Raw genomic sequence first — 23,688 nt, forward strand, 5'->3', positions numbered from 1 at the left:
CGCCCGGTGCCCGCCCTCCCCGTCACCCCGGGCGGCCCGGAGGATTCACGGGAGGATCCACGACACCGGCGCCGCTATTGCGGATGGTCGTTCTCCGTCACCATCGGCGTGTCCTGGTTGATTCTGATGATCTTCGTCGGCGGTGGTGTGGCACCCGCCGGGGGGTCGGTGGCCTGGCGCTTGCCGGCGCCGGCTTGACCAGGGGGCTGCGCGGGGGGATGGACCGGAGCGTGAACCGGGGCATGGACTGGCGGAGGAGCCGGGAACAGCGTGTGAGAGAAGCCGATGATCTCCCGGATATCGACCTCCAGCTGCTTCCAGTTCACCTCCTCGTCGCCGTGGGCGCGGAGTTCGAGGGGGACGAGGCGGTATGACACGCCGCCGGCCAGGTAGTGGTCCGGTTCGTGGATCTCCTTCATCCCGCCGAATACCCGCTCCACGGAAACGGTGGGCACGCCGGGAAGGAGCAGCGCGCTGTTCAGGAACGCGCCCACCGTCAGCCGGTTCACCTCCGATATCGCAGTGTTCTCATCTTCCTCGGGATTGCATGTCGTCAGGGTTTCCAGGTCACGTATCGGGCCGCCGTCGGGACCGTTCTCGCTCCCCTCGGGCGCGCCGGCCTCGAACAGGTCCCCGGGTGATTCCCTACCGGTCGGCGCGGCACTGATCGCCCTGCCCTCAAGCGCCGGGACGAGCGCGTCATCCAGAATCGACCACGGGAATCCGAATTTCGGGTCCTGCTGTTCCTGGTAGACCTTCTTGTACGAGGGCAGGAATCCCGCCAGGTTCTGCCATTCGTTCAGAGCCTGGTCGACATAGTCGCGATTGAGAGTGATATCGCGTGCGCTCGCCCTCAATTCCGAGAGATCCCAGGCGTCCTCCGGGTCATCGGAATTCTTGGCCTCGGCCGCCGCGATGTCGGCCAGGATCGTGGCGAGGTCGGCCTCGGCGTCGGCGTACCGCTGCTCCCTGTGCCTCTGCGCGCTCGCGACCTGTACGGCGACGAACGCGTTCAGGTCCTTCAGCTCCGCGTCGTCCGTGTCCGCGAGCAGGGTGGCGAACGCCTGTTCCTTGAGGAACCACTGCACCTGTTCGGGAAGCGTCTTCGCCACCTCCCGCAAAGGGACGCGCGACAGCGCGACGGCCTTGTTCTTGATCTGTCCCGCACCCTCCACGTACGAGTGATCGATGATCGCGGCGACCTGGGTGTACACCAGGGCGACGAATCCGCGGAGCGTGGTGCGCTCCTCCTCCGTCACGGCGATCTGCCTTCGCCCGGCCCACTGGGTGAACATGATCTCGGCCGCGGTCCCGGCATGTGCCGCGCGAACACAGCTGATCTTGGCGAAGGGGCGTTTGCCCACCGCGCGCGCCTTCTGCCCGATCCAACGCAGGGCTTCGTCGAGCCTGCCGATCGGAACCCCGACCGTATAGTGCACGAAAAGGTTTTCCACCCCTTTGTCGGACACCATGTAGACCTTCTTTTTGGGCCCAGCGATCCTGAGGTCGGATTCGACGAAAGCTCCGACACCATTGGTTCGGGTCACCCAGAAACCGAGTTTCTGCAACGACAGTAGTTTTACCAGGGAGGTCCTCCCCTTCGGGGAGTACAGCACGTCGGCGACCCCTCTGAGTCCGGCCAGCAGGGGACCGACCGGGTCACCCGGCGCCAACTGGTCGAACGGGTCGGTGACGAACTCGACGTTCGAGTAGTCGATGGATTCACCACTGTCTTTCACCTCGTCCGCGTCGCGGGCGTCGGTCAGGAGCCGGAACCGGCCTTCCTTGAAGCCGGCGAGCAATTCGTCGCCGTCGAACATCTCTCCGTCGGCGTTGGTGACGCGCCTGTCCAGTTCGATCTCGAATCCCATCACGCCGTCACAGTAATCCCGGCCGCGAACAATGCCCATGACGCCATTGACTCGTTCCAATGACAGTTTCCGGCAAGGTTCTCACCTCCTTGATACGGATGCCCACCAAGACGCGCGTGCCGTTCCCTCCCGCGCGGTACGAGGGGTGGAGCCCCTAGCACGGTGATCGGTCAAGCGAGGTCGGCGCGATCACCACCACCGGGTCCATGGACCGGGCACCCGTACGGGGCCGCCGGGACGGTGGGCGGTGGGCGGTGGGCGGCGGGCAGGACCCGAGGCCGCCCCGCCCGTGCGGGTGGGGCAGCATGGAGGGGTGAGCGACGGTACGAGCACGCTGGCGGGACTGCTGGCCGAGGGTGACGTTGTGGTGCTGAGCGGCGCCGGGATGTCGACGGAGTCGGGGATCCCCGACTATCGAGGACCGGGCGGCACCCTGACCCGGCACACCCCCATGACCTACCAGGCGTTCGTCGGCGATCCGGTGGCCAGGCGGCGCTACTGGGCCCGCAGCTACATCGGCTGGCGGGCGATGACCCGGGCCGCGCCGAACAGCGGCCACCACGCCGTCGCGTCCCTCCAGCGGCGGGGCCTGGTGTCCGGCATCGTGACGCAGAACGTCGACGGCCTGCACCAGGCGGGCGGCGCCGGGGCGGTCATCGAGCTGCACGGCAGCCTGCGGGACGTGGTCTGCCTGGGCTGCGGCCACACCAGCCCGCGCGAGGAGCTGGACCACCGCCTGACCCAGGCGAACCCGGGGTTCGGCGCCCGGCCCACCGCGATCAACCCGGACGGTGACGTCGAGCTGCGGGACGAGGAGATCGACGCGTTCCAGGTGGTCGGGTGCCGGGCGTGCGAGGAGGGGATCCTCAAGCCCGACGTCGTCTTCTTCGGGGAGACCGTCCCGGCGGAGCGGGTGCGCGAGTGCTACGCGCTCGTGGAGGGAGCGCGCCTGCTCCTGGTCCTCGGCTCGTCGCTGACGGTGATGTCGGGCCGCCGGTTCGTGCTGCACGCCGCGAAGCTCGGCATCCCCGTGGCGATCGTGAACCAGGGCCCGACCCGGGGCGACGACTACGCGGCCCTCACCGTCGACGCCCCTCTGGGCACGGTCCTTCCGGAACTGGTCCGCCTCATCGACACCGGAGCGGTGTCCACCGGCTCGCCGTACTGATCCGCCGGTACGAGCGCGACCCGTACGACGGCACCGGCGCGGCCGATCCGGGGTCGCGTTCCGTCCGGCACGTCGAGCCTCCCGCCCCGCTGAAGGCGAACCTCCTTTCGGCCCCGTAGGCGGTCCTCGACGATGTCCGGGGAGCGGCGACGATCTCGCGGGGAGCCCTTGGGGTCAGGGGTTCCAGAGGCGGGCTATCCGGGGTGCCGCCCGGGCGGCCTGGGCGCGGCCCGCCCGGGCGGCGGGGGCACGGCGGGCCGGGTCCAGCATGCCTCCGAGACCTCTGCCGACGATCTTCTTCCACGCTTCGGGCTCGGGCTCGATCAGCGCCGCCTCGGAGTCCGGACCCAGCTCTGCGATCTGCTCCGCCACCCCCTTCATGACGCCGCCGCCGCGTGTCACGGGCGCGAGCACGACGACGCGGTCGTAGCCGGCGGCCAGGTCGACGTTGCCCGGGGAGCACATGCCGCCGTCGATGTACCGCCGTCCTCCGACGGTGGCCGGCGGGCGGGTGCCCGGTCCCGCGGTACTGGCCGCGACGCAGTCCACCAGGTCCGCCCCGCTTCCGGCCTCGAACGTGACCCGCTCGCCGGTCCCGGCGTCCACAGCGGTGATCATCAGCGGCCGATCCGGCCACTCGCGTGTCTCGCCGAGCCGGCGGGCGATCTCCGCCCGGCGTTCGGCCTCCGGCGCGGTCCTGGCCGCCAGCGCGATCCTGCCCATGCGGGCACCGAACTCGGCGATGGTCCTCGACCGGCTCAGCGTCCAGATCAGGCGCACCAGGCCGGACGCCGAGGTCCCGGGAGCACGCTCACCGTCCGGTGGCGCGAGCTGCCCGCCGTACAGGTGCTCGACACCGACACCGGCGGCGAGCTGGGCGCCCACCACGGCCCCGGCGGACGTGCCGATCACCAGATCGGCCTCGCCCAGGTCGACACCGTGCTCGGCCAGACCGGCCAGGACGCCGATCTCCCACGCGATGCCGACGATCCCGCCACTGCCCAGTACCAGTGCTCTGCCCGCCACCGTCTCTCCTCCCCGTCCCCTGCTCAGCTGCTCGGGCCTGCTCAGACCTGGTCCGCCGTACGGTCGACGAAGCCGAGAACGCGGTCGGTGACCAGGTCGGGTGCCTCCAACGGGATCGCGTGGCCGATGCCGGGCACGATCTCCGCGTGGCGCAGCGGCAGGAGCCGCCGGGCACGGGCGAGGGCCCGGGCGGGCCGCATCAACGTGGTGCGCGCCGCGAGGAGGAGCTGCGTGGGCACGGTCACGCGACGGAGCTCGTCGTCGGTGAACCGCCGCGCGGGACTGCGGTGCGGGCGGAAGGCGTGGGCGCCGAGCAGAACGGGATCCATGATCTCGGAGCGCTCGACCAGGGCGTGCACGGCCAGAAGGCGGGCCAGTGCGGGTCGCCAGGACGCGGGCGCCCGCATCGCGAACACCGCCGCGAACAGGCCGAGGAGGAACCGAGCGGGCACCTTCTCCAGGCCACCGGGGTCGAGCAGCGTGACGGAGGCGAGCCGCTCCGGCCGGTGGACGGCCTGGTTGAGCACGAGCCAGCCGCCGTAGGAGAGACCGACCAGATGCGCGCGGGTCAGGTCGAGACCCGCGAGGACCTCCGACAGCCAGGCCGCGGCGTCGCCGGAGCCGGTCACGGGCCTGCGCTGCACGCTGCCGCCGGGGTCGTCGATCGTGTCGATCGCGTAGACCGGACGGTGCCGTCCGAGCTCGGCCACCTGGTGGTACCAGGTGGAGGCGTTGGCACCGTGCCCGTGGAGCAGCACGATCGGCTCCCCCGACACCGGCCCGCGGCGGTAGACCCTGGTGGTTCCGAACCCGGTCTCCACGTCGATCGTGTCGTGGGGCGGCCACAGTGTCATCGCGGTGTCGTAGGCGGCCCGGAACTCCCGTTCCGCCGCCTCGCTGGTGAAGCGCCCGACCTGAGCGCGGGTGCCGCCGTCCATGATCTGTCCCCTTATTAAGTTGGTACATCTGTATAGGGTACGGTTGTACCAACTAATCGAGGCCCTGTCCATGGAGAGGTCGCATGAGCCGCGCCGACAACCGGGAGAGCCGACGCAACGACATCGCCGAGGCGCTCCTGCGGGTGATGGGCACGCGCGGGCTGCACGCCGTCACGATGCGCGCCGTCGCCGCCGAGGCGGGCGTCTCGCTCCACCTGGTGCAGCACTACTTCGACACCAAGGAGCAGCTCACGCTCTTCGCGCTGCGGCGGCTCGCGGAGCAGATGGCGGAGCGGCTGAAGGCGAGGCTGGCCGGGACGCGCCGGCCGCGCGAGGTGCTGGAGGCCATCCTCACCGAGTCGATCCCGACCGACGAACGCAGCCGGATCTTCCACCTCGCCTACACGTCCTACGCGGTGCTGGCCGTCACCGACGAGGCGCTGGCCGCGCACCCCTTCCTGGCCGCACCGGACGCGATGGAGTCGTTCGTGGCCGGTCGGCTCGCCCAGGCACGGGACGACGGCGACATGGCGGCGGACCTCGACCCCCGTACGGAGGCGATCGTGCTGCTGGCCACCGCCGCCGGACTGGGCATCGCCGTGCTGGCCGGGCAGCGCGACGCGGAGAGCGCCCTGGCGGTGCTGCGCGGGCGGCTCGCCCGGCTCATCCCCGCGTGACCCCGGCTCGACCTTGCGTAGCTCCGGCTCGTCCCGTACAGGACTGACCGGTTCCCCCACCGGTTCCCCGGCCGGGGAACCGAGCCGCGCAGGCCCCTCGGAGGCAGGCCGGTGGTCGGTGGTGCGGGCCGTTACGGCAGTCTCGGACTAACGGTCGCCGCTCGCCCGGTCCGGCACGCCCAGCACGGACCGTACGACGGCGTCGGTGTCGGCGAGGTCCTCCAGCACCAGCTCCGGACCGGCCTCGCCCAGGACGCTCGCGTCGTTGAAGCCGGTGGCCACCGCGATCACCCTCGCTCCGCCCTCATGACCGGCGCGGACGTCGTTCGGCGTGTCACCGATCAGCACGGTGTTGCGCGCGGTGAAGGGCTCCCCGTACTTGCCGGCGGCGCGCCGCTGCGCGAGGGCCACCAGCGCGGCGCGGTCCTCGTGGTCGGTGCCGTACGCGCCCACCTCGAAGTCCACGAAGCCCTCCAGCCCGAACACGGTGAGCTTGCCGATCGAGACCGGTTCGGTGTTGCCGGTGAGCACCGACTGCACCACGTCCCGGCGTTCCGCCAGCGCCGCGAGCACCTCGCGCGCTCCGGACAGGGCCCGGCCGCGCTCCCGCATGACGGCCTCGCGCACGACGAACGCCTCGGCGAGGGCGACGTAGAAGGAGTCGAGGAGCCGGTCCGACACCTCGACGTCGTGCGTTTGGAGGATCTCGGTGATGATCGCCCGCTCGGTCCGCCCGGCCACCTGCACCGAGTACTCCATCCGGCGGCCGGTGGTGGCGTGCAACGCGTGGTCGTAGGTGTCGGCGGTGACACCGCCGGCGTCGATCAGCGTGTGGTCGATGTCCCACAGCACGAGCGTTCTCGGGGAGCTCACCGCCCGAGCATAACCAAGCCCGGATCGCCGGGGCTTGACGGCCCGGCCTCCCGGAAGGGCGCGGATCCCGTCACCGGCGGGGCCGGAGCCCGAGGCGAACGGAGCGAACGGCATGAACGGCGCGAACGACATCGACACGGCCGCCCACGGCCGCCAGAGGTCGACGCGGGCGTCAGAGGTCGACCCGGGCTATGAGCGGCAGGTGGTCGCTGCCGGTGGCGGGCAGGGTCCAGGCGGCGACGGGGACCGCCGCACGGGTCATGACGTGGTCGATCCGGGCGAGAGGGAAGGCGGCGGGCCAGCTGAAACCGAACCCCCTCCGCGTCGAGGCCATCCGGGAGGTGAGCGGGGCCAGGCCGCGGTCGTCGAGGGTGCCGTTGAGGTCGCCCAGCAGGACGACCCTGTCCAGCGTCTCCGAGGCGACGGCCGCCCCCAGCTTGGCGGCGCTCTCGTCCCTGCGGCCTGACCCGAAACCGTCCGGCGGCCGGATGCGGATCGAGGGAAGGTGGGCGACGTACACGGCCACGTCCCCGTGCGGCGTCCGCGCGGTGACCCGCAGCCCGCGGTTCCAGTCGGGCCCGACGCCCGCGGGCCTGATGTCCACCGGCCTCGGGTCCGTCAGGGGATACCTGGACCAGAGGCCGACGGTGCCCGCGACCGCGCGGTGGGGGTGGCCGGACGCGAGGGCGTTCTCGTAGACGGGCCGGACGGCGGGCGTCAGCTCCTCCAGGGCGACGAGGTCGGCCCCGGCCCGTACCAGGGCCAGCGCGGTCCCCTCGTGGTCGGGGTTCTCCTCGCCGACGTTGTGCTGGAGCACGGTCAGGTCGCCCCCCGCCGCCCGGTCGGCGGGCAGCACCCGCCCGCCGAACACCACGACCCAGACCACCGCGGGCAGCACCACGGACAGCGCCGCGAGGGCCGAACGGCGCAGCAGCGCCAGACCCAGCAGCACCGGAACGGCCAGGCCCGCCCAGGGCAGGAAGGTCTCCAGCAGGCTGCCGAGATTGCCCACGGCGTTGGGCACCACGGCGGGGAACGCCAGAACTCCCGCCACCAGCACGGCGGCCGACGCGAGAACCCACCCGCGCGGCCGTGGCTTCGAAGGCTCGCCGGACCTTCCGTCCGGCGCGTCCCGTCCCGGCGCCCGGCGCCCGGCACGACGGGCGCTCCTCCCCTCGCCGCCGGTCTTCCGATCTTCGACGCTCATACGCCCGACCGTACGATCATCGAGGCCCGGCCGGGCCTCCTCCGGCGAGGAGAACGGAACAACGAAGAACGTCACGCCTTGACAGCGTTCGTCGCGAGGTCCTGTAATGACATGCATGTCGCGTGCCACCGGCCGGGAGGACGGCGGTGGCATGGAGGCGCCGTAGCAAGGGATGACGTCGTGTCTTCACACTTCACAGGCAGCGCCTGACCGCACAGCGCCCGCGCGCCGTTCCCACGCCCGGTGGTGCTGAGCACCACCGCGCCCGCGAGCCCTTCTCGAACCTGACGGGCTCGAATCCGACGGGTCGATGACCGGCTGACGTCTCGCTGTCCCCATGTGCTCATCGAGACCCACGCCCATCACGCCCTTCGTGCCTGCGACCAACTCGGCGCGCGACGGCTCCGCGCTGCCCGCGCCACAAGCCACCGGCCACCACCGCGCGCGCGTCCGGCGCCCTCACCGACGCCATCGCCGCGCGCATCAGGTGCCCTCACCCATACCCGGAGCAGGCCGAACACGCCGATGTCGGCTGCCCGCCCGCTCTGCCGTGAAAGAACTGATTAGGACCACATCGTGAACGTCACACGCATTCCCAGCACGCCCGGCGACAGCGCCGAGGCGCTGTCGCAGCTCATGACCCTGCACTCCCATCCCCCCGCCCTGCCCGCCGACGCCGACCTCACCCCCGTCCTGCCGCACACCGGCGGCGTTCCCGGCACCTGGGTCACCGCGGGCCGGACCACGGTCGAGAGGGGGGTGACGATCTATCTCCACGGAGGCGGATTCGAGTACAAGAACCCCCACCTTGAGCAGCTCATGGCCCACCGCCTGTCTCAGGCGACCGGTCGCCCCGTCCTGGCGGTGGACTACCGGCTCGCGCCCGCCCACCGGTATCCGGCCGCCCTCGACGACGCGGTGGCCGTCTACCGAAGCCTGCTCGGCCAGGGCGTGCCCGCGTCGCGGATCATCCTGGCGGGCGAGTCCGCCGGGGGCACGCTGGTGCTGTCGGCGCTGCTCGTGCTCAAGCGGGCGGGCGATCCCCTCCCCGAGGCGGCGCTGGCCGTCTCCCCGCAGACCGATCTCACCCTGTCCAGCCCGTCCATCGACGCCAACGACGGCCAAGACGTCGTCAACCGGGCCGTACTCGACCACGTCCGCACCCAGTATCTGGCCGGGGAGCGACCGGATCGGGCGCCCCAGTCTCCTCTGCACGGCGACCTTCGCGGGCTGCCCCCGCTGCTGCTGGCGGTGGGCTCGAAAGAGGTGATGCTCGACGACGCGCGGCGCTTCGCCGAAGCGGTCTCCGCCGCCGGAGGAGACGTCCGGCTCGACGTCTACGAGGGCATGCCCCACGCCTTCCACGCGACCGTCCTCCTCCCCTCCCCGCCTCCCGTCGCCACCACCCTGCTGCGCCGCATCGCGGAGTGGGCCTACCGGGGAGCGCGGAGTCCGGACCGGGCGTCCCTGGATCAGGATGGAAAAGACATGTAGCGGGAGATCACGTCCTCAGGCTGTCGGCAGGCGCCCGGCGAGCCGCGCCAGGCCCTGCCTGATCATCTGCCCGTACCCGTCGTCACCGAGCGCGCCAACGGCGGCACGCCCGCGTTCGAGGTGGTCGCGCGCCCGGTCGAGGTCGCCGAGCCTGCGGTAGGCGTCGCCCAGGTTGAGGTGCAGGGAAGGGTAGAAACCGCTCACGGGACCGGCGACCCCCGCCTGCCGAGCCCGCTCGTCGGTGACCAGGTCGGCCGCCTCCAGGGCGCGCAGGTCCCAGAGCAGCTCCTCCTTCACCTCGTCCTGGACATCGGCCATCGAGTGGGCGAGAGCGCAGCGGTGCAGGGGGTCGCCCGTCACACCGATCTCCTCCCACAGCTCGGAGAACAGCTTCCGAGCGGCCTCTCGCTCACCTCGTCGGCCCAGCTCGACACCTTGGCCGATCCTGGCCATCGTCACATCGGGCTCGGTCATCCGGTCTCCTCGACAATCCTCAGCAAAAGATCAACAGTGCTCGGCGACTGTAACGACCACCACCGACACAAAACCGCGCCGACCGTGCCGACATCTGTGCCGGCGCGCGAGCCTCAGCCGCCCCCGGTCAGGCCACCCGGCGATCCCTGGGCTTCCGCCGTTTCCCTCGCCGGTGGGTCGACGTCGAACAGGCGACCCACCAGGGCGCCCTGACCGGCCTGGAGGACGTGGGCGGTCTCCAGCGGGATCCAGAAGCACTCGAAACGGGTCGGTTCTCCCTCCCCATCGTGGTCCTCCTGGCTGTTCCACCGCTCCGGAGCGTCCCCGGTCAGCTCCAGGTGGAAGAAATGGCGACGCTGGACCTCGAACCGGTACGGGGTGATGTCGTACTCGGTCGTGCCGAGTTTCCGCACGATCCCGAACCCGGGCAGGCCCGTCTCCTCCCGCGCCTCGCGCAGTGCCGCCGCCTCGGGCGTCTCACCGGGTTTGACGGTCCCGGCGGGAACCTGGATCCCGACCTCCTCGTAGCTCTCGTCGACATGCCGGAACACCAGCAGCCGCCCGTCGCGTACGACGTAGCACAGCACCTTCTCGGTGTTCACCTTCACCAACACGTCGTCGCCCTTCCCGCTCACTCACATCACCCTTCTTCCTCGTCGGCCGTCGACTCGGACCGGCGGGTTCCGGCTCGGCCCGTCCAGGTCGCCCAGCCAGACGGGCCGATGCCCTTGGCCTCTCCGAACCTATGAATGATCTCTCTGAGAGGTCGTGCCAGAAAGGGCGTGGTCGCCATCGCAACCCTGGGGGCATGGTGCCGGTTCAGGCGGCGGGAGCCCGATGAGCCGGGCGAAAGGTCGGCGTCGCGCGGCTGGATCGGCCGCTTTCCGCGGCCGTGACCGGGCGCGAGTTGCCTTGACGCCGGTGACAAGGTTCTAGCGTGGCCGCGACAGACGGGTGGGGAGGTCGTCGACACATGGCGAGGCCACGATGCCGCCGCGGTACCGGCCATGGTGATCGGCGACCGCCCATCCGTCGCATCGGCCGGCCGACCGGAGGAACGACGATGAAGTTCGCAGTCAGCTACAGCACGCCCTACCACGGCGTCGACCCCGACAAGATCATGGCCTACGCCCGGCACGCCGAGGAATGCGGCTTCGAGGCGCTGTATCTGCCCGAGCACATCGTGCTGTATCCCGGTGCGACGGTCGGGCGCTTCGAGCTCCCGCCGTCGCTGCCGTACTTCGATCCGCTCGACTGCCTGAGCTTCGTCGCCGCGGCCACGCGACGGATCCTGCTCGGGACGGGTGTGCTGCTGTTGCCGTACCACCATCCGGTGATCCTCGCCAAGCGCCTGGCGACCATCGACGTGCTGTCCAAGGGGCGGATGCGGCTGCTGACCGTGGGGCTCGGCGCCCTGCCCGGTGAGGCCAGGGCGGTGGGGGTCGACTTCGGCACCCGTGGGCGTCGCGCCGACGAGGCGATCGACGTGATGCGGCTGCTCTGGGCCGGTGGCGAGGAGGGTGTCAGCTTCGACGGGGAGTTCTTCGCCTTCGACGAGCTGTGCCAGTTCCCGAAGCCCCACGGGGTCGCCCACCTGCCGATCCACGTCGGCGGATCGAGCCGGGCGGCCGCACGCCGCGCCGGACGACGCGGCGACGGCTACTTCCCGGGTGGCGCGCTCACCCCGGACGAGCGCGCCCTCCAGATGGACCTCGCCCGGGCCGCCGCCGTCGAGGCCGGCCGCAGCCCGGAAACGCTGGAGTACACGCGATCGGGGGCGATCGACATGACCGTCGACCAGGTCGAGGCGTTCGCCGCGCAAGGCGTGACCCGCATCGTCGTGGGTGCCACCGCCACCGAACCGGAACGGCAACGCGAGGAGCTGTCCGCGTTCGCCCAGCGGTTCGCCCTCCTCGACACCACCGAGGCGGGGACGCGCACCTGACGCCTGCCGCACCGTTCCGCAGGGGCGACCGACCTGCTGCCACGGCAGCCCCCTGCAAAAGATCGACGATGCTCGGCGACCGTAACGACCACCATTGACACAAGCCCGGGCCGACCCCGCCGAAGACGTCCGGCCGAAGCCTGGCGATTCACGTATCTCACGGTCGCCGCCCCGCACCCCAGTCCCACAACGCCTGGAGGACGGGGCCGAGGTCACGCCCGCGGGAGGTGAGGCTGTAGCGCACCCGGGGCGGCCAGTCGGGCCGGCGGTGGCGGTCGAGCACGCCTGCCGCGGTCAGGTGCGCCAGCCGATCGGACAGCACCTTGTCCGACAGCGCGGGCAGCGCCCGGCGAAGCTCGCTGAACGTACGGTCGCCCCGCAGCAGCTCACGGACGAGCAGGGTCGTCCAGCGCCCGTGCAGGGCCGCCAGAGTGATCTCCACCGGGCATGACGGGGTGGGTTCGGTGACGTTCGCGCGAGGGTCGTCGGGCAGGCCCGGATGACCAACCGTTTGGTGAGCCACGAAGGCGCCTCCTAGCGTTGCCGTGTCTGACTGATTTCTCCCTGACCGCGATTTCTACCCGACCGGAAGGAAATGGGTCGATGATGCGACAGCTGGCCGAACGCGCCGAGGACGTGCCCGCGGTCTTCGCCGAGCGCTTCAACCACGGTGACGCGGAGGCGGTGGCGGAGGTCTACGAAAGCGGAGCCGTGTTCGTCCCGGAGCCGGGCTCACCGCTGACCGGGCAGCAGATCGACGCCGCCAACGGCCGGTTCCTGGCCCTGGGCCTGCCGATCACCGTCCGGCCACGGCACGTCTACACCACAGGCGACCTCGCCCTGCTGATCGTCGACTGGGTCATCGACGGCACGGCCCGCGACGGCCGGCCCGTGCACATCCAGGGCACCGCCACCGACGTCGCCCGACGCGGGCAGGACGGGTACTGGAGGTACGCCATCGACAACCCCTTCGGCGTACGGGCGGAAACCGGTGGCCGGGAAAGTCACTGACGGTCGTCGCCGGTCGTTCACCCCGCCAGACGGCGTGCGAGATCAACCGGTTCCGGCAGGCGCAGCGCCCGCTCGCCGGAGCCCGGGAGGGATGTGCGGCGGTCCGGCAGATCCACTTCTTCGCGCTCCAGCGGCGACTCCGCCAGACGTACACCATTGACCCGAACGTACCGGCGTGACCGCGCCCCAGGGCAGCCTCATCACCATCGGCATTTATCTACCCAATAGGAGCACTAAAGGTCTTTAAGTGCACCGCAAGACATTTGTAAGACCCTCGGCTTATCACTGAAGGACACCGACGCCGAGGAGTCCCCCCATGAGCAGCCTCCCACAGCTCTCCCGCAAGCCGCGGCGACCCGTGCCCGGCAGCCCCTCATCACGCCCCCGGCGGGCGGCCGTCGCCGTGACCGGAACCCTCCTGCTGAGCCTGACCGGCATCGCCGCGGCGGCACAGCCGGCAGCCGCCGCGGCCGCACCGCTGAAAGGCGCCGGAACCTGCGCGAACATCGACTTCGTCATCCGGCCCCAGTCCGCGTTCCCCGACACCAGCCGGGGACGTTACGACTTCAGGGCGCAGTCGACCACCGTCCAGAAAGCGGTTCTGTGTCTCGTCAACGCCGAACGGACCGGTCTGAAACCGCTGAAGAGATACCTCTCGCTGGGCAAGAAAGGTGGCCCCACGCTCGGGGCCGCCGCCGCCAGGCACGCCGCGGACGCCGTCAGACTGCGCTGGTGGGGAAAGGCGGAGCCGGGTAAGAACTGCCGCCCCGTACAGGGCGACCCCGGCCGGTGCGACCCGCACATCAACCCGCAGACCGGCTCGACCCCGCTGAGCCGCGCCCAGGCCGTGGGCTACGGTCGCCGCTGCGCCTCGTTCTCCATCGGCGAGAACACCTACGCGGGGTGGGGGACCTCCTCCGTCACGCCCCGGGCGGCCGTCACCTGGTGGATGAACAGCAAGCCACACCGCGACACCATCCTCAACCCGGCTTTCACCGAGCTGTACACCGCTGTTGCCTGGGGAAGCGCGGATCCGGCCGCCGGGTCCACCACCCCGGCCGCGACCTACGTACAGGTGTTCGGACGCTGCGGCTGAGGTAGTTCGTCGGGCTGCCGGCAGCCAGTGAGTAGACCAGCCGGCCCCTCGGACGATGAGCCGCTGCTCGAAGATGGCCCTGAGCCGCCGGATGAACCGCTGCTGCGGGACGAGCTTGAGCTGCTGCTCGGGGATGACGATGAGCTGCTGGATGAGCTGCTCAGAGATGAGCTTGAGCTGCTTTCGAGTGGCCGGTCTGTTCGCTGTGCGTCTCCCTCTGTCCCGCGCGACAGTCTGACGCCGGCGCGGGTGCCCGAACAGCCCGCGCCGGCGCCAATAGGTGTCGCTGTCAGCACATCGGGATCCCGGCGTTCGCGACGATCTCGGAGGACTACGGGGTGCCGGTTCCGAAGGCGTCCGTTCCGCTGCCGCGGTCGTCGAGGACGAGGGCGGCCCGCCCGTTGACGGTGTAGCGGATGTGCGTGACCTCGGGGGTGTGGATCACCCTGGTGGGCGTGAGCTCGATCGCCTCCTTCTCCGCGAGGTCGAGGCCGAGGCCCGCGCCGAGGTCGGCGTCGAGCAGGCGCATCCCCCTGCCGAGCACGGTCGGGACGATGTGCAGTTCCAGCTCGTCCAGCAGACCGGCCTGGATGACCTGGCGCAGCAGGGTGCCCCCTCCGGCGATCGCCACGTTCTTGCCCCCCGCGACGGCGCGCGCCTGCTCCACGGCACTGGCGATGCCGTCGGTCACGTACGTGAAGCTCGTCCCGCCCTTGCGCACCAGGGTCTCGCGGGGGCGGTGGGTCACGACGAACACCGGCGCGCGAAACGGCGGCTCGTCACCCCAGGGGACCTCGCCTCCGTCCGCCATGTTCCGACCCATGACGTAGGCCCCGGCGGCCTCGAACGTCTCGGCCATGATGTCGGAGTTGACGTCCCGTTCGCCGCCCGCGAAGCCCTGCCGCTCGCGCCAGGCCGCGGCGTCGATCACCCACCGGGTGACCCGGAAGAAGCCCGCGGCCTCCGCCGACTGCAGCCAGTCCCTCGCCTCACCGCTGTGTCGCGGGCCGGCGTAGTGGCCGTCGAGTGATACCGACATCTGTGCCGTCACCTTTGTCATGTCGCTTCGCTCCTGTTCCGGCGACCCCCCGAATGGGACCCGCTCGGTAGGGAGTCGGAGCCGCGGACCGGATCTCTACCTGCCCACACCGAAATCTTGACGCCACCGGTCCTCGCAGGTGAGCTTGACACAGAGGGCATCTCCACAGGTGTTCACGCGCCATGACCACGAGGCCATCCAGGATTCAGGCGGCAGGAGCCCTGGGCGTCAGGCGAACCTCGACGTCCGCGTCCAGCGCACCCGCCAGGCGCTCCAGAACCGGCAGCGTGGGGACGGTTCCTCCGGCCTCGAACCGGGCCACCGCCGACTGGGTCATGCCGGCCGCGCGAGCCAGCTCGTTCTGACTCCACCCTCGTTCCTCGCGCATACCGCGGACCGTCCTGCCTAGCTCGTACGCGATGCGGGTAGCTTCGTAGGCCTCAGCCGCACCCGGCTCGGCCATCCGACGATCCCTGAGCCCCCGCCAACTCTCCTGCTCACTCATATCGCCTCTTCCTCCTCGTCGACGATGTGCGCCAGTTCGACACAGCGACGCATGGCCCGGCGAGCCCGCTCAACCTCACGATCATCACGCGTCCGCGTCTTGTGGAACACGGTCAAGAGCACGATCCGGCGACCAGGTGCGATCCAGTAAGTGATGCGTACAGCGAATTCGTCGAGATGAAACCGGAGCTCACGGAGCTTGCCGTCGAGCTGCTTCGTATACGGCTCTCCCAGGAGAGTTCCCTCTTCCGCAAGCAGATCGACGTAGAAGGCCACTCTCGCGAACGATGCCGCAGATAGATCTTCGAGTCACTTCCGAACCTCTGGTTCCAGCTCTACGGTACCCCAGCTCATAGCGTTGATGCTATGAGTCGAAGTCTCATCACGCCCTGCTTTTACCTGAACACAATGAGGCACGGAACTTCGAGCTCCCAGCCTGCACCGTCTCACTCGCTGCTGTCGCCAGGTCAACACCAACCGTGAGCACCGTTTCACGATAGAACACCGGCTGATCAGCGGACAGGCGGTCACCCTCGACTTCCCCAAAAGCCGGTCCCCCGAAGCAGGTCAGCGGGAGCGATGCCGCACCCAGGCTCGTCCTGCCTCGGCGGCCCGCGCACGGAAATCGCGTCCTTCCACCGGGCCAAACCGCCCCTTGTACAGGCGAAACAGCGTCCACAGCGCGGCCAGAGCGGTTACGGCGTCTGCGGGTGCGGACCGCCAGGCGGGCACCTGGGCGAAGAGTGCCTCGGTCTGCTCGGGGGTGTGGCCCGCCTCGATGAAGCGTGGAGCGAGCATGACGGCATCTATCCAGGCCGCACCGCGCGCCGCGAACGCCCAGTCGATGACGTACGGCTGACCATCGTCGATCCGGAAGTTCCCGGAGTGCAGGTCGTAGTGAAGAAGGGTGTCGCCGTCCAGGGCGTCGGGTTTGAGCTTGTCGAGCGCCGTCTCGTACATGGCCCGGTGCGGCAACTCCTCGGGAGGAAGAGCGAGCAGTCGCGCGGCCTTGGCCTGGAGCATCGCGATGTTCGCGGCGACATCCGGAACATCGCCTGGACATGGGGTGAGCGCTTCGTTCAGGACGGCCAGGGTGTCCAGCACGAGCGGAACGTCCGGTGAGCCGGGCGACAGATCGGCATCGCGCCCGTCGACGTACTCGTGCAGCAGCACGATCCACCCCTCCACCTCGCCGCTCCACCGCAGGCGGGGAGTGGGCAGGCCGGGCGGCAGCACGGTGCCGGCTCGTCGTTCCCGCTCGTACAGGGACGCGGCCGGGCTGGCGGTGGAGACGGCCTTGAGGAAGACAGTCCCGCCGTCCTCGGTGTGCAGCCGGGCAGCGAGGCCGGGCATGAGCCCCTTGGTCACCGGTTCGGCCTTGAGGACTTGGCCGATCCGCTGCTCAACGGTGCGACGCACGTTGTCGGGGAGGTCGTCCCACTGAGGTTTCACGGTCAGCTCTCCCTTCGGTCGTCGGCGCAGACCGCGTAGCACTGGCTGCATTGGCTGGCAGGTGTCCACAGCTTGGGGACGAGGGGCAGACCAGCGGCTCGCATCGCCTCGACGGTAGACCCTGTCGCGGCCGTGGGGCCATGAATCGCGCCGATGACCCAGCAGTGCATGGCGCAGCACTTCGGACGCTGATCATCTCGGCTGTCGCCACGTTGAGCATGTAGCAGCCAGCCACACATCTATGTGATCCATCAACTGAATCTAGAAAGTTGGAACCGGAGCAGTTCGAGAGAAGCTAAGCCGAAGATGAAGCCATCCAGCAGAGCATGACAGTCTGTAGGCCCGTGATCATGCCTTGACCATCGTAGTGAGCTGATCAGCGCCTTCTAGCGTAGGGCTAGTGCACCCCCGTTTGAGTGCCCGGCGTCCCCGGCTGGTTTCAGCTCAGGTGCGTGTGGTGACCGAAAGATCCCTAGCCAAGGACAGTCCTCACGGTGATCGCCAGATCCTGCCCTGAACGATTGGCTAGGACGTAAGCGGACAAGCTCTACTTTGTAGTCACAATGCCCTATCTTAGCTAGATGATCGATGTGGGATGGGACACCCCTGTAGGCGCGCTTTTGGGGCGCGAGGAGCGTATGGCGAAGTACGGGGGCGCCAAGTACGGAGGTATCGAACCCTCCGGAACAACTCCAAATGTGTTCATCTACTCAGACCCCGACCGCGGTGAAGCATTTGGCTATAACTTTGACGGCTGGAATGAAGACCGCACCGTCTTCCTTTACACGGGCGAAGGACGTGTCGGCGACCAGCAAATGCGGGACGGCAATCGAGCCATCCTTGAGCATCAAACGAAAGGCCGTGCTCTCCGCGTATTCGTGGCCGAGGGATTCATCCCGGGAACGAGCCAGAAGAATCATCGCTATATCGGAGAATTTAAAATAGATGAAGAGCGGCCATTCTTTTTAGAAGAGGCTCCCGACGAAGCAAATGAGCTGCGCACAGTCTTCGTATTTCGCCTCCACCTACTGGGCGAAGCTTTTCATCGCGAAACCGATCAAAGCAGTACCGGCGACATCAAAGTTATAACTGAAGCTGTGCTTATTCCGCTAGAAGCACACGTGACACAGACCTTCAAGAACCCTGGAACAGAAGCAACAACAGCCGTTCGCCGAGAAAGCGAACTCTGCGCTCGATATATTTCTTACCTTGACCGCGATTTTCAGCGTTGGAAAATTACGCCTGCCGGCGAGACTCGCCCCCTTTTTACGGATCTATACGACCAGGAGGGAAACGAGCTATACGAGGCCAAGGGGACTGCAACACGCGATGCCATACGGCGGAGTGTTGGTCAGCTCCTCGACTATCAACGCCACATCACCCCTAAGCCCAGCCTGGCACTTCTGTTGCCTCACCGCCCGAGCGATGACCTAATCAACTTCCTTCACAGCGTAGGAGTTTCTTGCGTATACGAAGAATTGGGATCAGGATTTACCCGCATAGCCTCTAATTCTGGACAGCCTTCGTAAGCATTCTGTTCCAGCTAAGCATTAGAGATGAATTTAACCTCACTCCAGTAGTAGGTAACCTGGAGCCTTGTACTACTTCGATCGAATTTTGAGCACTCAGCTGGCTTTGTAGGGTTGTTAACAGTATCCATCAAGCAAACTTGATCCATGAAGCAAGCTTGAACTTGATCCTTCAGTATTTCAAATCCTCGAATGCGCCACTTTTAACACTATCGATAAATTTTTTCCACTCGCCACCAGCAAAAAGCAGCTTCGGCCCGCTAGGTTTCTTGCTGTCTCGCACAGCACGCCCTCCGTTCGGAAGATCCGCTACTTCGACACAATTGTCCTGCTGAGCACTCTGACTACTCTTGCGCCAGATGAGCCCCGAGAGGATTTGGTCCACAGTCGTCGCCTCTATTCCTGCTGCAGCCGATCGGCCAGGGCAGCCACATAACGTACAGACTCCTCGACGGTCAGGGCTGCCGCCACTACACGGTTAAACGTGAGCGTATACGCCTGAATCTCCTCCGGCCGCTCCAGGAAGAGATTGTCTGTCGGTGTCTCCAAGTAGACGATCGACGGATCCAGATCGCCCGCGAAGTCCAAGATGACGAACCCGCTTCCCATCGCCGCGTGCGCACCGATCGAGTCAGGTAGCACCTGAACAGCGATGTTCGGTCGCATCGCCATGTGAGCAAGATGGCCGAGTTGTTCCGCCATGACCTTGGGACCACCGACCATCTTCCGTAGCGCCGCCTCGTCGATGACGGCCCAGATCTGCGGCGGGTTGTCACGACTGAGGATTGCTTGCCTGGCCAGACGCGCCTCAACACGACGCTGGACGGCAGTTTGATCAAGGACCTGTCCCGCTTGGAAGATCGCCGTGGCGTAGTCAGCCGTTTGCAGCAGGCCAGGGATGGTTACGAGCTCGATGGTACGGATCTGGGTGGCCTCTGCCTCGAAGCCGGGAAGACTGCCACCGAACACGTCCTTGTATTTGGCCCACCAGCCTCTTTCTCGGGACTGCCGAGCAAGATCAAGTATTGCCTCACGTACGGCGGGGTCAACGACGTTGTAGAGGTCGAGCAGGAGCCGAACGTTACCGATATCCGGCAGAACCCACTTATTTTGCTCCATGTGGGTGAGGCGACCGCGCGACCATTCCAAGCGCCTGGCCACCTCATCATGGGTGAGACCCGCCTGCTCGCGTAGTCGGATGAGCTCGGCGCTCAGACGCCGCCGCTTGATGGTCGGACTACCGGTCATCTGCCCTCTTCTCACGTGTTAAGTAAGCGAATCACGCAATCTGCCCGCCGAAACTAGACAATACCGGCGATGAAATTTTGGCCTTGAAAATTCTGCGGCCTGCCCTCACTATGTGAAGAGTATCCATCACGCAGAGTGATCTAGGTGTGACTCTCACCTAACGCACCTTTTGAAACTCTCAGAAAGCAGCCACTCAAAGATGGCGGCCCGATGCGGGCCAGGAGAGAGCTCGGCTCGTTCGGTGCCATCACCGGGCCGAGGACGTTGCAGAAAACGGTTCTGCCAGACGAATGGCGTCGTCTGGCAGAACCTCAACCGCACACTGGAGGTGCGACCTGTGTCCAACCCTAATAGAACCTCAAAGATCATCAGGGTCCGCTGGCATGCCGAGCAGCCACCCTCGCCCCTGGGCTGCCGCTGGTGCGGCCATCCCCCGTACGCGCACGACGCCGCCAGCCTGCCGCATCGGCCCGGCCATCTGTGGGAGCAGCCCACTCCGGCCCAGGTCCGCACCCGCATGATGGCCCGGCGCCGCCTCGGGCTCTGCGGTCGGCTGCCCTCGGCCGTACCGGCCGCACACCCGGTGCCCGCCGCGCCGAATCCATCCGCCGCCGTGGTCACGCGCCCGGCGAGCCGGCCCTTCGCCGGTTCTCCCGCAGGCAGGGGACGCCACGCGCGACCGGCCGCGATGGCCGCGCCACCGTACGGACAATCGCCGCACGGACAGCCTTCGTCCAGGCAGCAGCAGCCGTACGGACGGGAGTCGCCAAGTGTACGGCCCTGGCCGGGCAGGCGCGAGGCGTACCGGAAAGGGGTGACGGCATGAGCCCGCCACCCGTCGAAGCGACCGGCACGACAACGACCGCCGAAACAACGGAAAACCTCCCCGCTCCCCTCTCCTGCGAGCCCGGTGAAGACGACACCGGCGCGCCGACTCTCCGGTTCACCGGCTGGTGTCTCTGGTACGGCAAAGTCACCGAGCGCTGGTGGGCGCTCTCCCCTACCTGGTGCCGGGAGCGCGTCGGCCTGGTCGAGGCCGACACCTTCGCCGAGTTGGTCGCGCGGATGCGGCACATCGAGGACTTCCGCCCCCACCTCGCCCCCGACCAGCGTGAACGGCCACGGCGTCTCCCCGGGACGGGCCGCCGAACGGCCGTTCCAGAGCCACGGCCTGGAGGTGTCGACGGCACCGAAGACGTCAGGTTCGCGGAAAGGGACGCCGGGGGCGGGAAGGGCGTCGCGATCACGAGGAAGGGGGGTGACGGGGATGGCGGGGCGACTCCTCTCCGTGCTCGTCGGCGTGTTCGCTGACCGGTTCCGGGCCACAGCCGAAGACGCCACGGAACCGGCCCACGCAGAACCGACCCAGGCAGGTCCGGCCCAGGCGGGAGCGGTGTGGTCGCCGCACCTGGGCCACGTGCCCGGGTGGTCGACGCCCTCGGGTCACGCGGATCACGTACCCGCAAGCTCTCCCGTGATCTCTCAGCAGTTCGGGGCCACCCGCGACCAGGTCAGGTCCGCACGAAACTTCGTCGCCGAGATCCTCGGGGGCGACCACCCGCTGCACGACGACGCCGTGCTCCTCACCAGCGAACTCGCCACCAACGCCGTCGAGCACCCCACCCAGCCAGTTGATACCGGCATCGGGTGGGACGGTACGGGACCGGTCGAGCGGCCAGGGGAGTTCGTCGTCACGGTGGCCTTCCTCCCGCACGGCGTCGTCGTCACCGTCCAGGATCCCGGCTCCGCGCGGATCCCTTGCGTAAGGAACTCCGGGCTGGACGCCACGGGCGGCCGGGGACTGATGCTCGTCAACGACCTCGCGACCCGCTGGGGCTTCCACCGCGACGGCACCGGGACCGTCATCTGGTTCGAGCTCGGCTCACCCGGCTGAGAACCCGGACAAGGCCGGTGGACCGGTGTGATGGTACGAGATCTGGATGGATTCGTACCATCACACCGGTCCACCGGGAACAACCGCGAGTGACCGCGCGAGGGGGGACGACCTGCCGTCCTGGTCGCCGACGGATTCGAGGTCGAACTCGCCACCCCCCGAAACATCACGTCAGGACTGAAGCCGCCCCACGTCTCCGGCCGAGCCCATGCGGCATGCGACACATGCCGCGGCGTGGCCACTGTCGTGAGTGATCGCTATCCTGGCGCTTCCCGACAGGGGCGGAAAATCAATGGATCCGGTTACACCTGAGATGATCGAACACTACACGCGCTTCTTGGAAGATCTTGACGACCTGTCCGCGGGGCGGTACATGAACACCGATTCGATGTTCTGGATGGTCGTACGGGGTCGTGACACGCCGCTGACGGTCACCGAGGTCGCGTGCCGGCTGGGTGCCGACCCCGGCACGATCGTTCCGCGCCTTCCGGTGGATCTGCCGGACACCGGCTATGTGGCGCTGGAGCAAAGCGAGCGTGGTGTGATCCTCATAGCGAGCGTCGGTTTCGCGCCCACCACCCCGGGAGCGTGGGCCAGGCTGACCGAGAACGCTCAAGCGTGGGGTTTTTGGTGGTTGATCAACAATGCCAATGAGTTGTGCTACGGCGCCGACGGCGCTCTTGTCACCACGCTGGACATCCTGCATCCCCAGCCGGCGGGATGCACCGGCCAGAACCCGCGGGGATTGGATGCCTACCTTGGCGCACTCCGGATGCTCCACAACCGGAAGATGACCGACGCCGAAACGGGCGTGCCGTACCCCGATCAATATCGCGACTGGGAGACCGCCCTGGCGACCGTGGAAGCGATGAGCGGCGTGCGTCTGGACCTTGACCGGCTCGTCCGGGAGCAGCAGTCGGTCTACGCCCCGGCGCTGGACCTGTAGCTCAAGTGTGCTCGTCTCCGCTGAGCGGAGCGACGCCTCCGCGCCTTGACCGTCGCCACCTGTCCGGCGTCACGTGATTTCAGCGTCTTCAGGCTCGTCCGGCGCCGTTGGCCGGTCGCGCCGGTCTCAACAGGTGCTGCCCTCGTGGTAGGGCCGGGGTCAGTCGGCGCCCTGGTCCAGCGCGTGGCGCAGGTGGGCAGTATCGCCGATCGTGCCGGAGTGGCCGCTCGATACGGGCACGGACGGGATCGACGAGGGTGACATGGTCGCCCTGGGTCCTGTTTCCTGGATCCTGTGGTTGATCCGGTGTTCGCGGTCTTCACGGACGGCCGGCGGTCGCGGCGGCGAGGTCTTCGGCCGGCAGCCAGTGTGTGGTGGGCTCGTAGTGGAGCCATCCCTCCTGCCGGGCAGTGGTGGTGGCGGTGTGCAGCAGCCGGTTCAGGAGCGGATGGTGGTTGCGGCGCCGCCAGACCAGCGACCACGGGTAGAGCGGGGTGGGATCGACCAGCGGGATCAGCGCCGTGTCCGCGATGCCGGCGGTCTGGGCGTTGGCGTCGATCAGCCACACCCGGTCGGTACGGGCGTGGATCCGCGCCACCACCTGCTCCAGCGTGGCCAGCGCCGGCCCGATGGCCAGGGGGACGGCGAAGTGGTCGCTGAAGGCGCGCAGGTAGCCGTCCAGTTCGGTGGCGCCCGCCAGGGCCGGTGTCCAGATCCCGCAGGAACGCAGGTCGACCGGGCGCAGGCGGGACCGCGCCGCCAGCTGATGACGGCGTGACATCAGCGCGTACAGCGGCTCGAACCTCAGGGGCTGATGAGCCAGGTCCTCCAACCGGGAGGGGGCGAGGCCGTGGACCCGGCCGAAGGCCACGTCGATCTCGGCACGCCGCAGTGCCGACAGAGCGGTCCCCAGGCTGTGCCGGCTGCTCAGCTCCAGCGGCAGGTCAACCAGGTCGATCAGCCAGCGCATCAGAAAGGAGCCGGCGATCGGGCGGAAGGTGTCGAGCCGCAGCGGACGGCAGTCGAGCCGGGCGGCGGCCACGATCTCCTCGGCCGCGGCCAGGGTCTGGCGCGTCAGGGGCAGCAGCCGCCGTCCCAGGTCGGTCAGCTCGACGAGGTGGTGACCGCGCACGAACAGCGATCCGCCCAGGGTCTCCTCCAGGCGCCGGACACGAAGCGACAGCGCCTGCTGGGTGAGGCACAGCCGGGCCGCGGCCCGTCCGAAGTGCAGCTCCTCGGCGGTCGTGACGAACGCCTGAAGCTGTCGAAGGTCGAGATCCACCCCCAACACGCTGC

Annotated in this window: 24 protein-coding genes and 1 pseudogene; 10 read left to right on the forward strand and 15 right to left on the reverse strand. The window is 68.4% G+C overall.

The window, feature by feature from the left end:
* Positions 1–74: 74 nt before the first annotated feature.
* Entirely contained in the window at positions 75–1,910 is a 1,836-nt protein-coding gene (locus ACTOQ1_RS18755; RefSeq protein ID WP_440068763.1) for a hypothetical protein, read from the reverse strand.
* Between the two features lie 274 nt (positions 1,911–2,184).
* On the opposite strand from ACTOQ1_RS18755, the gene ACTOQ1_RS18760 reads away from it, so the two are divergent.
* Positions 2,185–3,039 (forward strand): NAD-dependent protein deacetylase, encoded by an 855-nt coding sequence (locus ACTOQ1_RS18760; RefSeq protein WP_440068765.1) that lies wholly within the window; start codon positions 2,185–2,187, stop codon positions 3,037–3,039.
* A gap of 174 nt (positions 3,040–3,213) precedes the next feature.
* Here ACTOQ1_RS18760 and ACTOQ1_RS18765 read toward each other — a convergent pair whose 3' ends face one another.
* Entirely contained in the window at positions 3,214–4,065 is an 852-nt protein-coding gene (locus tag ACTOQ1_RS18765) for a patatin-like phospholipase family protein (RefSeq protein ID WP_440068767.1), read from the reverse strand.
* A gap of 41 nt (positions 4,066–4,106) precedes the next feature.
* A complete protein-coding gene (locus ACTOQ1_RS18770; protein WP_440068769.1) occupies positions 4,107–5,003 on the reverse strand; it encodes an alpha/beta fold hydrolase in 897 nt (298 codons plus the stop codon).
* An 83-nt stretch (positions 5,004–5,086) separates the two neighbouring features.
* On the opposite strand from ACTOQ1_RS18770, the gene ACTOQ1_RS18775 reads away from it, so the two are divergent.
* Positions 5,087–5,680, forward strand: coding sequence for a TetR/AcrR family transcriptional regulator (locus ACTOQ1_RS18775; RefSeq protein WP_440068771.1), 594 nt, complete (start codon positions 5,087–5,089; stop codon positions 5,678–5,680).
* A 147-nt stretch (positions 5,681–5,827) separates the two neighbouring features.
* On the opposite strand, the gene ACTOQ1_RS18780 is transcribed toward ACTOQ1_RS18775, so the two are convergent.
* Both ACTOQ1_RS18780 and ACTOQ1_RS18785 read right to left on the reverse strand, forming a co-directional pair.
* Positions 5,828–6,553: an HAD family hydrolase gene (locus ACTOQ1_RS18780; RefSeq protein ID WP_440068773.1), complete on the reverse strand. Its 726-nt coding sequence runs from the start codon at positions 6,551–6,553 to the stop codon at positions 5,828–5,830.
* Positions 6,554–6,725: 172 nt separating this feature from the next.
* The gene (locus ACTOQ1_RS18785; protein ID WP_440068775.1) at positions 6,726–7,760 is read right to left on the reverse strand and encodes an endonuclease/exonuclease/phosphatase family protein; all 1,035 of its coding nucleotides are present in this window, start codon (positions 7,758–7,760) and stop codon (positions 6,726–6,728) included.
* Positions 7,761–8,336: 576 nt separating this feature from the next.
* Between ACTOQ1_RS18785 and ACTOQ1_RS18790 the strand changes: the two genes are divergently transcribed.
* Positions 8,337–9,254 carry an alpha/beta hydrolase gene (locus ACTOQ1_RS18790; protein ID WP_440068777.1) on the forward strand — a complete coding sequence of 306 codons (918 nt, stop codon included), beginning with the start codon at positions 8,337–8,339 and terminating at the stop codon, positions 9,252–9,254.
* A gap of 15 nt (positions 9,255–9,269) precedes the next feature.
* Here ACTOQ1_RS18790 and ACTOQ1_RS18795 read toward each other — a convergent pair whose 3' ends face one another.
* Both ACTOQ1_RS18795 and ACTOQ1_RS18800 read right to left on the reverse strand, forming a co-directional pair.
* Positions 9,270–9,728 (reverse strand): hypothetical protein, encoded by a 459-nt coding sequence (locus ACTOQ1_RS18795; RefSeq protein ID WP_440068779.1) that lies wholly within the window; start codon positions 9,726–9,728, stop codon positions 9,270–9,272.
* Positions 9,729–9,841: 113 nt separating this feature from the next.
* Positions 9,842–10,363, reverse strand: coding sequence for an NUDIX hydrolase (locus ACTOQ1_RS18800; RefSeq protein WP_440068781.1), 522 nt, complete (start codon positions 10,361–10,363; stop codon positions 9,842–9,844).
* A gap of 428 nt (positions 10,364–10,791) precedes the next feature.
* Between ACTOQ1_RS18800 and ACTOQ1_RS18805 the strand changes: the two genes are divergently transcribed.
* Complete coding sequence (locus tag ACTOQ1_RS18805) at positions 10,792–11,673, forward strand: TIGR03619 family F420-dependent LLM class oxidoreductase (RefSeq protein ID WP_440068783.1); 882 nt, start codon at positions 10,792–10,794, stop codon at positions 11,671–11,673.
* Positions 11,674–11,830: 157 nt separating this feature from the next.
* Here ACTOQ1_RS18805 and ACTOQ1_RS18810 read toward each other — a convergent pair whose 3' ends face one another.
* Positions 11,831–12,196 (reverse strand): winged helix-turn-helix transcriptional regulator, encoded by a 366-nt coding sequence (locus ACTOQ1_RS18810; protein WP_440068785.1) that lies wholly within the window; start codon positions 12,194–12,196, stop codon positions 11,831–11,833.
* A gap of 80 nt (positions 12,197–12,276) precedes the next feature.
* Between ACTOQ1_RS18810 and ACTOQ1_RS18815 the strand changes: the two genes are divergently transcribed.
* Both ACTOQ1_RS18815 and ACTOQ1_RS18820 read left to right on the forward strand, forming a co-directional pair.
* Entirely contained in the window at positions 12,277–12,684 is a 408-nt protein-coding gene (locus tag ACTOQ1_RS18815; protein WP_440068786.1) for a YybH family protein, read from the forward strand.
* 316 nt (positions 12,685–13,000) lie between these two features.
* A complete protein-coding gene (locus ACTOQ1_RS18820; RefSeq protein WP_440068788.1) occupies positions 13,001–13,780 on the forward strand; it encodes a CAP domain-containing protein in 780 nt (259 codons plus the stop codon).
* A 331-nt stretch (positions 13,781–14,111) separates the two neighbouring features.
* Here the strand turns inward: ACTOQ1_RS18820 and ACTOQ1_RS18825 are convergent, their stop codons facing one another.
* The 4 genes and pseudogenes from ACTOQ1_RS18825 to ACTOQ1_RS18840 all read right to left on the reverse strand — a co-directional run bounded on the left by ACTOQ1_RS18825 (position 14,112) and on the right by ACTOQ1_RS18840 (position 16,775).
* Positions 14,112–14,840 carry a dihydrofolate reductase family protein gene (locus ACTOQ1_RS18825; protein WP_440068789.1) on the reverse strand — a complete coding sequence of 243 codons (729 nt, stop codon included), beginning with the start codon at positions 14,838–14,840 and terminating at the stop codon, positions 14,112–14,114.
* A gap of 184 nt (positions 14,841–15,024) precedes the next feature.
* A complete protein-coding gene (locus ACTOQ1_RS18830; RefSeq protein WP_440068792.1) occupies positions 15,025–15,324 on the reverse strand; it encodes a helix-turn-helix domain-containing protein in 300 nt (99 codons plus the stop codon).
* Positions 15,321–15,620: pseudogene (locus tag ACTOQ1_RS18835) on the reverse strand (type II toxin-antitoxin system RelE/ParE family toxin); the annotation flags it as partial. The pseudogene ACTOQ1_RS18835 and the gene ACTOQ1_RS18830, both read right to left, overlap by 4 nt.
* A gap of 270 nt (positions 15,621–15,890) precedes the next feature.
* Complete coding sequence (locus tag ACTOQ1_RS18840) at positions 15,891–16,775, reverse strand: phosphotransferase family protein (protein ID WP_440068793.1); 885 nt, start codon at positions 16,773–16,775, stop codon at positions 15,891–15,893.
* Positions 16,776–17,356: 581 nt separating this feature from the next.
* On the opposite strand from ACTOQ1_RS18840, the gene ACTOQ1_RS18845 reads away from it, so the two are divergent.
* The gene (locus ACTOQ1_RS18845; protein WP_440068795.1) at positions 17,357–18,304 is read left to right on the forward strand and encodes a hypothetical protein; all 948 of its coding nucleotides are present in this window, start codon (positions 17,357–17,359) and stop codon (positions 18,302–18,304) included.
* 172 nt (positions 18,305–18,476) lie between these two features.
* Here ACTOQ1_RS18845 and ACTOQ1_RS18850 read toward each other — a convergent pair whose 3' ends face one another.
* Both ACTOQ1_RS18850 and ACTOQ1_RS18855 read right to left on the reverse strand, forming a co-directional pair.
* Positions 18,477–18,689: a DUF397 domain-containing protein gene (locus tag ACTOQ1_RS18850; protein WP_440068796.1), complete on the reverse strand. Its 213-nt coding sequence runs from the start codon at positions 18,687–18,689 to the stop codon at positions 18,477–18,479.
* Between the two features lie 11 nt (positions 18,690–18,700).
* Positions 18,701–19,552: a helix-turn-helix domain-containing protein gene (locus tag ACTOQ1_RS18855; protein WP_440068798.1), complete on the reverse strand. Its 852-nt coding sequence runs from the start codon at positions 19,550–19,552 to the stop codon at positions 18,701–18,703.
* 822 nt (positions 19,553–20,374) lie between these two features.
* Here ACTOQ1_RS18855 and ACTOQ1_RS18860 point away from each other — a divergent pair.
* The 3 genes from ACTOQ1_RS18860 to ACTOQ1_RS18870 all read left to right on the forward strand — a co-directional run bounded on the left by ACTOQ1_RS18860 (position 20,375) and on the right by ACTOQ1_RS18870 (position 22,392).
* On the forward strand, positions 20,375–20,863 hold the full coding sequence (locus tag ACTOQ1_RS18860; protein ID WP_440068800.1) for a hypothetical protein: 489 nt from the start codon (positions 20,375–20,377) through the stop codon (positions 20,861–20,863).
* A gap of 163 nt (positions 20,864–21,026) precedes the next feature.
* The gene (locus tag ACTOQ1_RS18865) at positions 21,027–21,446 is read left to right on the forward strand and encodes an ATP-binding protein (RefSeq protein WP_440068802.1); all 420 of its coding nucleotides are present in this window, start codon (positions 21,027–21,029) and stop codon (positions 21,444–21,446) included.
* Positions 21,447–21,696: 250 nt separating this feature from the next.
* Complete coding sequence (locus ACTOQ1_RS18870; protein ID WP_440068803.1) at positions 21,697–22,392, forward strand: hypothetical protein; 696 nt, start codon at positions 21,697–21,699, stop codon at positions 22,390–22,392.
* A gap of 319 nt (positions 22,393–22,711) precedes the next feature.
* Here the strand turns inward: ACTOQ1_RS18870 and ACTOQ1_RS18875 are convergent, their stop codons facing one another.
* Positions 22,712–23,674: a LysR family transcriptional regulator gene (locus tag ACTOQ1_RS18875; protein WP_440068804.1), complete on the reverse strand. Its 963-nt coding sequence runs from the start codon at positions 23,672–23,674 to the stop codon at positions 22,712–22,714.
* Between the last annotated feature and the right edge of the window lie 14 nt (positions 23,675–23,688).

This window comes from Streptosporangium sp. OZ121, assembly GCF_051918885.1.
GTDB lineage: Bacteria > Actinomycetota > Actinomycetes > Streptosporangiales > Streptosporangiaceae > Streptosporangium.